Annotated in this window: 14 protein-coding genes; 6 read left to right on the top strand and 8 right to left on the bottom strand. The window is 45.6% G+C overall.

Features of this window, described 5'->3' with window-relative positions; translation table 11 throughout:
• Positions 1 to 8 precede the first annotated feature (8 nt).
• The 4 genes from FD968_RS09215 to FD968_RS09200 all read right to left on the bottom strand — a co-directional run bounded on the left by FD968_RS09215 (position 9) and on the right by FD968_RS09200 (position 4,026).
• Positions 9 to 845 (bottom strand): HlyC/CorC family transporter, encoded by an 837-nt coding sequence (locus tag FD968_RS09215; RefSeq protein ID WP_215365789.1) that lies wholly within the window; start codon positions 843 to 845, stop codon positions 9 to 11.
• Positions 846 to 882: 37 nt separating this feature from the next.
• Positions 883 to 1,362, bottom strand: coding sequence for an rRNA maturation RNase YbeY (ybeY, locus tag FD968_RS09210; protein WP_215365786.1), 480 nt, complete (start codon positions 1,360 to 1,362; stop codon positions 883 to 885).
• Positions 1,352 to 2,698 (bottom strand): tRNA (N6-isopentenyl adenosine(37)-C2)-methylthiotransferase MiaB, encoded by a 1,347-nt coding sequence (gene miaB / locus FD968_RS09205; RefSeq protein WP_215365784.1) that lies wholly within the window; start codon positions 2,696 to 2,698, stop codon positions 1,352 to 1,354. Before miaB ends, ybeY begins: the two co-directional genes overlap by 11 nt.
• 65 nt (positions 2,699 to 2,763) lie before the next feature.
• Complete coding sequence (locus tag FD968_RS09200) at positions 2,764 to 4,026, bottom strand: putative Na+/H+ antiporter (RefSeq protein WP_215365782.1); 1,263 nt, start codon at positions 4,024 to 4,026, stop codon at positions 2,764 to 2,766.
• A gap of 58 nt (positions 4,027 to 4,084) precedes the next feature.
• Here FD968_RS09200 and FD968_RS09195 point away from each other — a divergent pair, with 58 nt between their 5' ends.
• Positions 4,085 to 4,495, top strand: coding sequence for a rhodanese-like domain-containing protein (locus FD968_RS09195; RefSeq protein ID WP_215365780.1), 411 nt, complete (start codon positions 4,085 to 4,087; stop codon positions 4,493 to 4,495).
• 39 nt (positions 4,496 to 4,534) lie between these two features.
• Positions 4,535 to 4,927, top strand: coding sequence for an OsmC family protein (locus FD968_RS09190; RefSeq protein WP_251367561.1), 393 nt, complete (start codon positions 4,535 to 4,537; stop codon positions 4,925 to 4,927).
• A gap of 44 nt (positions 4,928 to 4,971) precedes the next feature.
• Here FD968_RS09190 and FD968_RS09185 read toward each other — a convergent pair whose 3' ends face one another.
• A complete protein-coding gene (locus FD968_RS09185) occupies positions 4,972 to 5,259 on the bottom strand; it encodes a membrane lipoprotein lipid attachment site-containing protein (RefSeq protein ID WP_215365778.1) in 288 nt (95 codons plus the stop codon).
• A gap of 47 nt (positions 5,260 to 5,306) precedes the next feature.
• Positions 5,307 to 5,675, bottom strand: a complete 369-nt coding sequence (locus FD968_RS09180) for a Rap1a/Tai family immunity protein (protein WP_215365776.1) — start codon at positions 5,673 to 5,675, stop codon at positions 5,307 to 5,309.
• Between the two features lie 191 nt (positions 5,676 to 5,866).
• Here FD968_RS09180 and FD968_RS09175 point away from each other — a divergent pair, with 191 nt between their 5' ends.
• From FD968_RS09175 to FD968_RS09165, 3 genes are all read left to right on the top strand, one after another.
• Positions 5,867 to 7,015: an ammonium transporter gene (locus FD968_RS09175; protein ID WP_371817763.1), complete on the top strand. Its 1,149-nt coding sequence runs from the start codon at positions 5,867 to 5,869 to the stop codon at positions 7,013 to 7,015.
• A 66-nt stretch (positions 7,016 to 7,081) separates the two neighbouring features.
• Positions 7,082 to 7,606: a gamma carbonic anhydrase family protein gene (locus tag FD968_RS09170; protein ID WP_215365772.1), complete on the top strand. Its 525-nt coding sequence runs from the start codon at positions 7,082 to 7,084 to the stop codon at positions 7,604 to 7,606.
• 15 nt (positions 7,607 to 7,621) lie between these two features.
• Positions 7,622 to 8,551, top strand: coding sequence for an AEC family transporter (locus FD968_RS09165; protein ID WP_215365770.1), 930 nt, complete (start codon positions 7,622 to 7,624; stop codon positions 8,549 to 8,551).
• Here the strand turns inward: FD968_RS09165 and maiA are convergent.
• Entirely contained in the window at positions 8,522 to 9,202 is a 681-nt protein-coding gene (gene maiA, locus FD968_RS09160; protein WP_215365768.1) for a maleylacetoacetate isomerase, read from the bottom strand. The genes FD968_RS09165 and maiA overlap by 30 nt on opposite strands.
• Positions 9,203 to 9,292: 90 nt before the next feature.
• On the opposite strand from maiA, the gene FD968_RS09155 reads away from it, so the two are divergent.
• Positions 9,293 to 9,922, top strand: coding sequence for a trimeric intracellular cation channel family protein (locus tag FD968_RS09155; RefSeq protein ID WP_215365766.1), 630 nt, complete (start codon positions 9,293 to 9,295; stop codon positions 9,920 to 9,922).
• Here the strand turns inward: FD968_RS09155 and ggt are convergent.
• Positions 9,909 to 11,507: a gamma-glutamyltransferase gene (gene ggt / locus FD968_RS09150; RefSeq protein ID WP_215365764.1), complete on the bottom strand. Its 1,599-nt coding sequence runs from the start codon at positions 11,505 to 11,507 to the stop codon at positions 9,909 to 9,911. The genes FD968_RS09155 and ggt overlap by 14 nt on opposite strands.
• Positions 11,508 to 11,540: the final 33 nt, after the last annotated feature.

Here is an 11,540-nt window from a genome sequence, read left to right as displayed (position 1 = left end):
GCTATTCCTTAGTCTGTTTTTTTCGTTTTTTGTCGCGCAAGCAATATGTGAATTTGTCGAGGATCAGCGCGTTGCACTTCGAATTCTATGCCGTCGATCTCAATCAACTCACCCATCTTGGGAACCCGCCCAACATGTTGAATCACAAGACCGGCAACGGTTTCGATATCTTCTTCAGCAAAGTGTGTACCAAGTGCTTCATTGAATTGCTCTAGTTCAGTGATGCCTTTTACGCGGATGTCACCATTGTCAAGCGAGATGAGATTATCGGCCTCTTCATCAATATCATGCTCATCTTCAATATCCCCAACAATTTGTTCTAGTACATCTTCAATGGTGATGATGCCGGCTATGCCGCTATATTCATCCACCACTACGGCAAGGTGATTTCGATTATCTTTAAAGTCTCGTAACAATACGCTTAAGCGTTTGGACTCAGGAATAAAGACGGCTGGACGTAGCCAATCACGAACTTGAAAATCTTTTTCAGTTGCATGTCGCAATAAGTCTTTGGCTAAAAGGATGCCAATGACATTGTCGCGTGATCCTTCAAAAACAGGAAAGCGTGAGTGAGCAGCTTCGATCACGCTCTTGATAATTTCGGGTAAAGATTGATTGATATCGATCCAATCAATTTGAGCGCGCGGTACCAAAATATCCCGTGCGCACAATTGACCGACTTGAAAAACACCCTCAATCATGGAGAGGGCATCGGCATCGATTAAGCCTTCAGTTTGAGCCTCGCGCAGAGTTTCAATAAGCTCTTGGCGTCGTTCGCTGGGACTAGTGGGCTGGGGTGATAAAAAGTCAGCTAGTCGATCTAACAGGGATTTGGGGTCAGGCATGTTGTAAGAATAGCTTAGAAATATGACGGAGTAAAAATTAGCGCTCTAAATACGGATTGGTAAATCCCAATGTTTTCAGAAGGCTGATTTCCAGGGCTTCCATCTTTTTTGCATCTTTGGATGACTCATGATCGAATCCCTGAGCATGGAGGCAGCCATGAATGACTAAATGCGCTAAGTGGGCTTTTAAAGACTTTTCTTGTGCTTTCGCTTCTTTCTGAATTACCGGCAAGCAAAAAATAATGTCCGCTGCGAAGCTAGTCTTTGAGCGCTCATAGGGAAAAGTTAAAACATTGGTTGCGTAATCTTTCTTGCGGAATTCAGCGTTCAATTTCTTGCCTTCTGCGGCATTCACAAAGCGTAGTGTCAGTAATCCTGCGCCATGAGCACTTGCTTTAACCCATTTTTTAATGAGCGTCGATGATGCTGCCTTACTTAGGGCCGATTCAATAGCAGGACTTGCGTATTGAATATCGACTTCAAGTTTGGAAGTCTTTGGTTTGATCTTAGTTTGCATGAGCTTCTGCTAGTTCACCTCTAAGGGTGTAGTTGAGGACTTCAGTAATGCGGATGTCGACCATCTTGCCAATCAAAGGCTCTATATCTTGATCTGGGGCAGTGAAATGAATCACGCGATTATTTTCAGCTCGACCTTGTAAATTAATTCCGTCCTTTGCCAACCCTTCAATTAAAACCTTCTCTGTATTGCCCAACATTTTTTGGCTAATTTGATTAGCTTGGCCTTCGACCACAGCCAATAAAGTTTGCAGGCGCTTCAGTTTGACCTCATAGGGAGTGTCATCACTTAAGTTTGCTGCTGGGGTGCCGGGCCGTGGACTAAAGATGAAGCAAAAGCTATTGTCAAATTCCAGCTCGCGAACCATCTTTAAGAGTTTTTCAAAGTCAGCCTCTGTTTCACCTGGGAAGCCCACAATGAAATCGCTCGACAGGGTCAGATCAGGGCGAACAGCACGCATTTTTCGAATAATGCTTTTGTATTCCAAGGCTGTATAGCCTCGTTTCATTGCAGATAACATCGAGTCCGAGCCGTGCTGTACTGGTAGGTGCAGATGGCTGACTAACTTTGGGACTTTGGCATATACATCGATTAAGCGCTGTGTAAATTCTTTAGGGTGACTGGTTGTAAAGCGAATACGTTCCACCCCCGGAATCTCTGCAATATATTCAATGAGAAGTGCAAAATCTGCTATCTCTTCAGTATTTCCCATTTTGCCAAGATAGGCGTTGACGTTCTGACCAAGTAGCACAATTTCTTTAACGCCTTTGCTGGCAAGACCGGCAACTTCGGTGAGCACATCATCAAAAGGCCTGGAAACTTCTTCGCCTCGAGTGTAGGGAACGACGCAATAGCTGCAATACTTTGAACAGCCTTCCATGATGGACACATAGGCTGAACCACGCGTTTGGCGTGATGCAGGCAGATGATCAAATTTTTCTATCTCCGGAAAAGAAATATCCACTTGCGAGATGCCTGTCTTGCGACGTTGTGCAAGGAGGTCACTCAATCGATGTAATGTTTGCGGACCAAACACTACATCAACATAAGGCGCGCGACTGACGATCTGCTGACCTTCTTGGCTAGCTACGCAGCCACCAACACCAATCAGTAAATCGGGTTTTGTTTTTTTGAGCTCACGCAGCCGACCCAGATCAGAAAAGACTTTGTCTTCAGCCTTTTCGCGAATGGAGCAGGTGTTTAATAAGACTACATCTGCATCTTCAGGGGAGTCTGTTATGACCATGCCTTCATCAGCATGGAGGAGGTCTGCCATCTTGCCCGAGTCGTACTCGTTCATTTGACAGCCAAAGGTTTTGATATAGAGCTTTTTCATATGCCGTTCTCAGGTTTATAACTGGGGGCGAAGCTCAGATTTTACTGCGGAAGTGCTTTGTCAAGCTATAGGAGGCGATAGGCGGCAATGGCCACCAATGTAGGTGGCAATGCAGCAAGGAATAGGTAAACAGCTGAAACTGCACCCCCAGGAAAATGGCTGCGCAGGATTGCAATACCCGCAGGATTGGGCGCGTTAGCGATGACTGTTAATCCTCCGCCAGCAACTGCGCCACCTACTAGCGCCAATTTGAACTCGGGCGAGGTGCCTGTTACAAGTGATCCTAAGTAAGTCAGCGCGGCGTTATCGGTAATGGCAGTTAAGGCAAGGCTTCCATAAAAGACAGCTGTGGGACTCATCATTTCTAGTAGAGGTTGTAACCACCAGCCCTGTAAAGCACCCAAGACTACTAATCCTGCTAAGAAGAAGCCCACTAAAAGCGCTTCTTTGAGAATGAGCGGGCTTTGATGTTTGGGGTAGGCGCTCGTGTAACCAATAAAAAATAATAAGAGCCACATAAAAATAATGGGGTCATGCGCGAAGACAACTACACCCAATAAAAAGAGTAAGTGCATTGCAATCACGGCAAGTGGAATTCTGGAAGGTTTGTGCGATTCGCTGGGTTCAACTAACTGGTTACGAAATAAGAGCGTTGCGCCAAGCGCATTGATAAAAATCGCAATACAAGACTCAATACCAAAATGACTAAACATAAAAGCAGAACTCCAGCCCCAAGTAGATGCCACCATGAGTACTGGTGGGGCTGCAAAGTTGGTCAGCGTTCCACCAATAGAGATGTTGACAAACAGCACACCTAAAGTCCCGAATAGCAAAGCTTTAGAACATTGATGGCGGTATACCAAATCGCGCAGTAAAAAAGCCGCCAAAGTCATCGCTGCTGGTTCAGTAATGAGAGAGCCTAAGAGCGGCGTGAGTCCTAAAGTCAAAAAGTACAGTGTTGGTGCGCTACGGCTTCGCAGTATGACTTGTAGACCTTTGGCAATCGTGTGCAAAAGTGCTGTCGAAAGATACAAAATGGGTTTGCTGCCAGCCACAATCATGATGGCAAACACGAATAGAGGTTCTGTAAAGTTACGCTGATCAAGATACGTTTTTGCAGCACCTAGATGATCGACAAAAGTGATATAGATAATGAGTACAGCAGCCCAAAAGCCAAAAACGATTTCTACTTCACCCAGGAGATGCCAAAGACCAGAATGCCTTGGTATTTTTTTGGCGAGTGATTCGAAATAACTTGTGCAAAAGGTATGTAAAACAGCAATTGCAAAAATAATGCTTGCACCAAGTTCTGTAGGGGTAAAGTTCATAGGAGAATGGTAGCAGGTGACCGGGGAATAAAGCAGATTGGTACTTTAGGAGATTTTGGTGAAATTAAAGATTGGATATCAAGCCCTTATTGAAGGGGCTATGGCACAAATAAAAACTGTTTCGCTGGAGCAGGCACAAGACTTTATGTCGGACGCCAATACCGTGTTTGTCGATATTCGTGATGTAAGGGAGCTCGAGCGAGAAGGCATGATTCCTAATGCCTTGCATGCTCCTCGGGGGATGCTGGAATTTTGGGTGGATCCCGATAGCCCTTATTACAAACCGATATTTGGCGAAGGCAAACGTTTGGTTCTATATTGTGCATCTGCCTGGCGTTCTGCCTTAGCAACTGAGACCTTGCAAAGAATGGGAGTACCTAATGTGTGTCACTTGGAGGGTGGATTCAGCTCCTGGAAGAAAGCTGGTTTACCAACTGTAGAAAAAATTAGCAAGCCGCATCAAAATTAAATAATTTTTTAAAGATCAATATTCAATCAATTTGGAGAAATGATGAGAAAAGTGGTATCGCAGTTTGGTGAAGGCCCATTGCAGCAAAAACTTAGCACAGGCGATTTGCATTTTTTATCTGATGCTTACAGTACAAACGGCGGCAATGGCACTGGACCAACTCCACATGAGTACCTTGGCGCTGCATTGGCAGCCTGCACGAGTATGACCCTCAAAATGTATGCTAGTCGTAAGTCGATGAATCTAGAGAACGCAGTAGTGACCGTTGATATTGAGCGAGTGAATGATGTTGAAACATTTACGCGCGAGATTCAGTTGCAAGGTAGCCTGAGCGCAGAAGAAAAAGAGCGCTTAATCGAGATCGCTAATAAGTGCCCAATTCATAAGGCGTTGGCTGGTGAGATCCAAATAAAAACCCAGCTTGTAACTTAATACAAGCTGGGCTATTTGAAACGGTAAAACTGTAAGGCTCTGAATTAGTTTGGTGCTTTGGCGGGCTGATTATTTTTGCCAGCGTTGTATCCAGAGTTGTACTCAGAGGCTTGCTCTTTTTTGTATGCGTCATAGACGTAGCCAGATGCTGCGCCTACAGCTGCACCACCTACTGCGCCCCAGATTGGGTTGCCGTGGAAAATGGCAGTGCCAACTGCGCCAGCTGCAGCACCAATACCTGCGCCAGATAATGTACGTTGCTCAGTGTTGCTCATATTAGAGCAACCAGCAATTGCGAGAGTTGCTACAGTAATCGCGATAATTTTTTTCATATCAACAGATCCTTTAAATTAATTTTGAATTGACATTAGTGTTCAGATTATTTTCTGGCGCAAGGAAAACGTGCCGCCAAGAAACCTAAAAACACACCAGCCGCTGGTTTATCAGCAGTTTGTTGATTTTCTTGTCCGAATTTCACGAAATCAGCAATCACTTCATCGCGTGATGGAGCGGGTTGCTTAACGCAAATAAAAGGTTTTGCACGTTGTGGATGACGTGTTGCAAGGTAGGTGTCATAAATTGCTGTGGAGTAGCCAACGCAGAAACTACGAGATTCTGGACTTGCAGGTAATTTGCAAACATTGACCAGTTCTTGGGTGCTGAGAACCTTCACATTGCTAGCGGGTTGAGCCTGTACTAGGCCAGAAAATGCTGCAAAAGCAGCTAAAAAAACGAGGACTTTCTTCATGGGTTCTCCCTTAGGTGTATGTGAAACCATCATAAACCATAAATATATCGAATTAATGCACTAAATAAGTGCAATTTGCACCTATTTAGGTTTTTGGATTCCCCATAATGATGCAAAAAATAGAAGGGGAAAAACACGTGGAAATTTTGAAATCAGGTAGTGACGCTTTATTTATTTTGCTGGGCGCAATTATGGTTTTAGCCATGCATGCTGGTTTTGCATTCTTGGAACTTGGAACAGTTCGCAAGAAAAACCAGGTGAATGCCTTGGTAAAAATTTTAGTCGACTTTGCTGTCTCGACAATTGCTTACTTTTTTATTGGTTATAGCATTGCTTACGGTGTTAACTTTTTCTCAGGCGCTGAATTGCTAGCCGAGAAGAATGGTTACGAGTTGGTGAAGTTTTTCTTCTTACTCACGTTTGCAGCGGCAATCCCAGCAATTATTTCTGGGGGTATTGCGGAGCGCGCTAAATTTAATCCGCAACTGATTGCGACCTTCGTATTAGTAGGATTTGTTTATCCCTTCTTTGAGGGTATTGCTTGGAATCAGCATTACGGTATTCAGGCATGGATCAAGGAGTTAACTGGTGAAGAGTTTCATGACTTTGCTGGCTCTGTAGTAGTTCACGCGGTTGGCGGTTGGATTGCTTTGCCGGCTGTCATTCTTTTGGGCGCACGCCGTGGTCGCTATACCAAGGAAGGTCAAATCTCCGCCCATCCACCGTCAAGCATTCCTTTCTTGGCATTGGGTGCTTGGATTTTGGCGGTAGGTTGGTTTGGTTTTAATGTGATGAGCGCGCAAACAATCGACAAAATTAGTGGATTGGTTGCCATGAACTCCTTAATGGCGATGGTCGGTGGCACGCTTGCTGCATGGATTGTCGGTCGCAATGATCCTGGCTTTACCTACAACGGCCCTCTCGCCGGTTTAGTTGCAGTATGTGCCGGCTCAGACCTAATGCATCCGATGGGCGCTTTATTTGTTGGTTTGGTTGCCGGTGGCTTATTTGTGTATATGTTCACCTTAGTCCAAAACCGCTGGAAGATTGATGATGTTCTTGGTGTATGGCCCTTGCATGGATTGTGTGGATTATGGGGTGGTCTAGCTGCCGGCATCTTTGGCACCAAAGCATTCGGTGGAATCGGCGGAGTGACATTTACTGGTCAGTTGATCGGAAGTGCATTAGGTGTTGGCATTGCTGTGATCGGGGGCATTTTGGTTTATGGAACGCTTAAAGCAGTTCTTGGAATCCGGATGTCGCAGGAGGAGGAGTTTGAAGGTGCTGACTTAAGTGTGCACCGTATTTCTTCTACTCCAGATCGCGAGCCTAACTGGTAATCCATTTGCAGTAATTTGTACTAGCAAGTCTTTCATGTATGGCCTGATTCATACCTATAATGAGTCATGGCTATATATGAACTAGACGGAAATGCCCCTCAATTAGCTGAGGGTGCTTGGGTCGCTGAGAGCGCAGAAGTGATCGGCAAGGTTGAGCTTCATCGAAGCGCTAATGTTTGGCCTAAAGTCGTTATCCGTGGCGACAACGATCTCATTCAGATTGGCGAAGGTAGTAATGTTCAGGATGCATCTGTACTGCACACGGATCCTGGTTATCCACTCTTAATCGGCAGGAATGTGACTGTAGGTCATCAAGTGATGCTGCATGGTTGCAGTATTGGTGATGGCAGCTTAATCGGAATTGGCGCAGTAATTTTAAATGGCGCCAAGATTGGCAAGCATTGTTTAGTAGGTGCTGGCGCCTTGATTACTGAAGGTAAAGAATTTCCAGATGGCTCCATGATTATTGGTTCCCCCGCTAAAGCAGTAAAAGAATTAAGTCCAGAGCAAATTGCAGGCATCGGCGAAATTGCTGGGCGCTATGTCAAAAATGCACAGCGTTATATCAAGACGCTGAAGAAAATTTCTTAATCACATATTGAACCTGTGCTCTACGTATTTAATGTAGTCCTACCCGTATTTGCACTTATCCTCATTGGCTATGTTTGTGGGCGCGCTGGTAAATTAGGCGAAAACGCATCGATAGAGCTCAATCGATTTGTGGTGTGGTTGGCTTTGCCTGCTCAGCTCTTTAGCTTTGCAGCCAGTAGCGGTTGGCAAACCCTCTGGCAGCCGGGATTTATCACTGCTTTTTTCTTAAGTTGCTTGATTGTCTTTGTGTTGGTACTCGTGGCGACTTATTGGAAGAGTAAAGATTTAGCGGCAGCAAGTTTTAATGGCTTGAGCGCATCGTACTCAAACACTGGCTATATGGGCATCCCTCTATGTGCCCTTGCCTTAGGTCAAGACGGACTAGCCCCAGCAATCATTTCTACCTTTATTGTGTTTGTAATGTTTGCATTGGCGACAGTGTTTATCGAGGTTGGCATCCTATCTAACAAAAAACATCATGAAATTGTTTTAAGTGTCGTGAAGTCGCTTTGCACTAATCCACTGTTGATTGCTCCAGTTGCTGGTTTGGTTTGGGCATCTACGGACCTCAGTATTTATGATCCTATTGCTCAGGTGATCGCATTTTTAGCTGCTGCATCTACGCCCTGCGCCTTGGTTTCAATTGGCCTGTTTTTGTTGCAAAAAAGTCATGCCACACCTACACAGACTTGGGGCATTAGTGCGGCAAAGTTGCTTATGCAGCCTCTCATTGCTTGGGTCATTGCTGGCCCTATCTTGGAGCTGCCAATCCTTTGGTTAAATGCGATTGTAATTTTGAGTGCGTTACCAACAGGCACTGGCCCATTTATGCTGGCACAGTATTACAAGGCAGATGGCAGTGTGATATCACGGGTGGTACTCATCACTACAGTAGGCTCCTTGCTGACCCTGTCTTTATTTTTGTGGTGGAACAGTAGGATTTAATCCTTCGGCATCGATTTGTTTTTCCCAAGAGGCGTTGATAAAGGCAGGTAGCTTCATGCATTCATGAAAAATGTTCATGAGTGTGGGATAAGGACTCACATCCATCTGCGCGCTTAGGGCATTAAAGAGTTGTGGCACCAAGCAAATATCCACAAGGCCTGGCTGGTCTCCATAGACAAAGTGCCCAACCCGCTGATCACTACTTAAGCGTTTTTCTAGGCTAGTTAAGCCAACCGTAATCCAGTGCTGATACCAAGTATCTTTTGCTTCTAAGTTGATCCCCAACTGCTTTACCAAGTAACGCAAGACTCGCAAGTTATCAATAGGGTGAATATCGCTGGTGATATCAAGCGCAAGAGCACGAACCCACGCACGATCAATCGGAGATTGCGGAAGCAAGGCAGGCTCGAGTTTGATCTCCTCTAGGTACTCAATGATTGCTAGAGATTGGTGAAGACTATTTTTACCATCATCAAATAAAGGTACTAAGCGATTAGGGTTCTTATTGGCGTATGCCTCTGAAAGTTGATCACCACCATTTTTATTTAAATGCACGGGAATCACGTCATAGTCCATGCCCTTCAGGTTCAGGGCAATGCGGACGCGAAATGCGGCGGAGCTTCGCCAGTAGCTATAGAGCTTGGATTTCATATGAGCACTTTCGAGGAGTTCATAGACCACAGTATATTCATGCGGAAGATTTTGGTTTGACAGAATTCAAAGTGATTTAGACTGTCTCGTATGGAGCAAATTCAGTTTTGGATTGGGGTAATCGCAACGATGGCGTTTGCGGTTACTGGTGTACTCGCAATTGCCGATCGAGGGGTTGATCTTTTTGGCGTATTGGTACTCGGCCTCATCACAGCAATTGGCGGTGGAACCATTCGCGACATCATTTTGGAGGCGCCGGTATTTTGGTCAGAGAACCAAATTTATGTTTGGCTTGCCTTAGGAGCTAGCGTCCTGACATTCGTCGCCGAATCATTTTTTACTCAACCACAAATTTATCGTTGGATGCTCTATATCGATGGCTTTGGTGCTGCGTTGTTTGCTATTCAGGGGGCAGATAAGGCGTGGAGTATGGATTATGGGCTACCTGTTGGTCCAGTCATTTTGGGCGTGATTACCGCGATTGGCGGCGGTTTAATCCGAGATATTTTGGCAGGTAGAAAAACCCTCATCATGTCTCATGAGCTGTATGCGATCCCGGTGACTTTGGGATGTTGTGCTTATGTACTTGTGTTGAACTATCTGCCTCAATATGCTCTTGAAGGCTCAATCATTTGTATGTTGGGAATCTTTGGTTTACGCGCAGCCGCCATTTACTGGGATCTGCGCGTCCCCAAAATGTTTATTACTAAAACGCGCTAACTGCCCCATCACTGCGAGGATCCCAGCCGCCACGCAGCGTGCCTGATGGTTCGCGAATAATGCAACCAGCGTGACCTACGGTTTCATCAAAGGCATCTAGCATTTCAATTTCGTGACCCATCGCGTGCAATTCTTTTGCAACCCATGGACTAAAGCGCGACTCGAGTTTCAAGCTATCACTAGTTTGACCCCAAGTACGTCCAAGTAACCAACGTGGACGACTAATGGCATCTTGCGGATCTAATCCATAAGTCGCTGTACGAGTAAATACTGCGCATTGAGTTTGCGGTTGACCATCGCCACCCATCGTTCCATACACCATTGAGCGACCATCTTTAAATAAAGCCATCGCAGGATTCAGGGTGTGGAAAGGTTTGCGATAGGGCTCGAGATGATTCAGCGTCTTCGGATCTAAGGAGAAGCTGCAGCCACGGTTCTGCCAATTCACGCCAGACTTCGGCAGCACAATGCCGGCGCCAAACTCGTGATAAATACTTTGTATAAAAGAGACGCAGTTGCCATCGCCATCAATTACGCCCATCCAGATCGTGTCTGCTGGACCTTTGCCTTGGCCCCAAGGCAAAGCTTTGTTGGGATCAATATTTTTAGCCAACTTTTTCAGAAACGTAGGTGACAAAAAAGATTGCGCATTTTTTGTCATATAAGCCGGATCGGTAACAAACTGATCACGAATCTTAAATGCCTGCTTAGTGGCTTCTACGCAGTGATGAACGTATTCGGTGCTATCAACCTTGAAGCGTTTGAGATTCAGTTGATCCAGAATACCAATGATCATGAGCGACACCACACCTTGAGTCGGTGGCACCATGTTGTAGACATTGCCCAAGCTGTGCTTGAGTTCAAGAGGATCAATCAGTTTTGCCTGATGGCGATGCAGATCGCTTAAACGCAAGGGACTGCCGATATCAGTCAACTCCTTTGCCAATAAATCTGCAAGATCGCCGCGATAAAAATCATCCGTACCTTTAGTGGCGATTTGGCGCAAGGTTTTGGCTAGGCGTGCTTGCTTAAAGATGCTACCTACCGCAGGCGCTTTGCCATTAACTAAAAATGTTTTGGCAAATCCTGGAATCGGACTAAGTTCTTCACACTTTTTAGCAGTGAGGCTTGATTGACTGTAAGTGACTGGTACGCCTTCTTCGGCGTAATGAATCGCATCTACCAAGAGACGAGACAAAGGAATCTTGCCACCAAGACCGCGTTTGGAGAGTTGATGTGCCGCTCCCCAACCTGAAATAGTTCCAGCAACGGTATTGGCTGCAACAGGTCCACGAAATGGAATGGCTTTAGTGATGCCACGTTCTGCATACCACTGTTTTGTAGCTAAGCCAGCGGCCGCACCGCAAGCATCAATGCCTCCCATGGCTTTACCGGGTGAATGAATCACCCAGAATGAGTCGCCACCAATCGAGTTCATGTGGGGGTAAACGACGGCAATGGTCGCTGCTGCTGCCACCATTGCTTCTAATGCATTACCACCTTCACGAAGAACTGCTAAAGCTGATTCAGAAGCGAGGGAGTGCGGCGCTACCGCCATCCCTCGAATACCCCATTTTGCTTGCATTACTAAACCCCTTTGTTTTTATTCCCCGATCAA

The sequence above is a fragment of the Polynucleobacter sp. AP-Titi-500A-B4 genome (genome assembly GCF_018688095.1).
Classification (GTDB): domain Bacteria; phylum Pseudomonadota; class Gammaproteobacteria; order Burkholderiales; family Burkholderiaceae; genus Polynucleobacter.
Note: the sequence above shows the minus strand (reverse complement) of the source record. Positions and strands in the feature narration are given on the sequence as shown.

What these genes read in the sequence shown, in the direction of transcription:
- FD968_RS09215 (WP_215365789.1), bottom strand. Translation starts at nt 845, where the DNA reads ATGCCTGACCCCAAATCCCTGTTAGATCGACTAGCTGACTTTTTATCA.
- ybeY (WP_215365786.1), bottom strand. Translation starts at nt 1,362, where the DNA reads ATGCAAACTAAGATCAAACCAAAGACTTCCAAACTTGAAGTCGATATT.
- miaB (WP_215365784.1), bottom strand. Translation starts at nt 2,698, where the DNA reads ATGAAAAAGCTCTATATCAAAACCTTTGGCTGTCAAATGAACGAGTAC.
- FD968_RS09200 (WP_215365782.1), bottom strand. Translation starts at nt 4,026, where the DNA reads ATGAACTTTACCCCTACAGAACTTGGTGCAAGCATTATTTTTGCAATT.
- FD968_RS09190 (WP_251367561.1), top strand. Translation starts at nt 4,535, where the DNA reads ATGATGAGAAAAGTGGTATCGCAGTTTGGTGAAGGCCCATTGCAGCAA.
- FD968_RS09185 (WP_215365778.1), bottom strand. Translation starts at nt 5,259, where the DNA reads ATGAAAAAAATTATCGCGATTACTGTAGCAACTCTCGCAATTGCTGGT.
- FD968_RS09180 (WP_215365776.1), bottom strand. Translation starts at nt 5,675, where the DNA reads ATGAAGAAAGTCCTCGTTTTTTTAGCTGCTTTTGCAGCATTTTCTGGC.
- FD968_RS09175 (WP_371817763.1), top strand. Translation starts at nt 5,867, where the DNA reads ATGGTTTTAGCCATGCATGCTGGTTTTGCATTCTTGGAACTTGGAACA.
- FD968_RS09170 (WP_215365772.1), top strand. Translation starts at nt 7,082, where the DNA reads ATGGCTATATATGAACTAGACGGAAATGCCCCTCAATTAGCTGAGGGT.
- maiA (WP_215365768.1), bottom strand. Translation starts at nt 9,202, where the DNA reads ATGAAATCCAAGCTCTATAGCTACTGGCGAAGCTCCGCCGCATTTCGC.
- FD968_RS09155 (WP_215365766.1), top strand. Translation starts at nt 9,293, where the DNA reads ATGGAGCAAATTCAGTTTTGGATTGGGGTAATCGCAACGATGGCGTTT.
- ggt (WP_215365764.1), bottom strand. Translation starts at nt 11,507, where the DNA reads ATGCAAGCAAAATGGGGTATTCGAGGGATGGCGGTAGCGCCGCACTCC.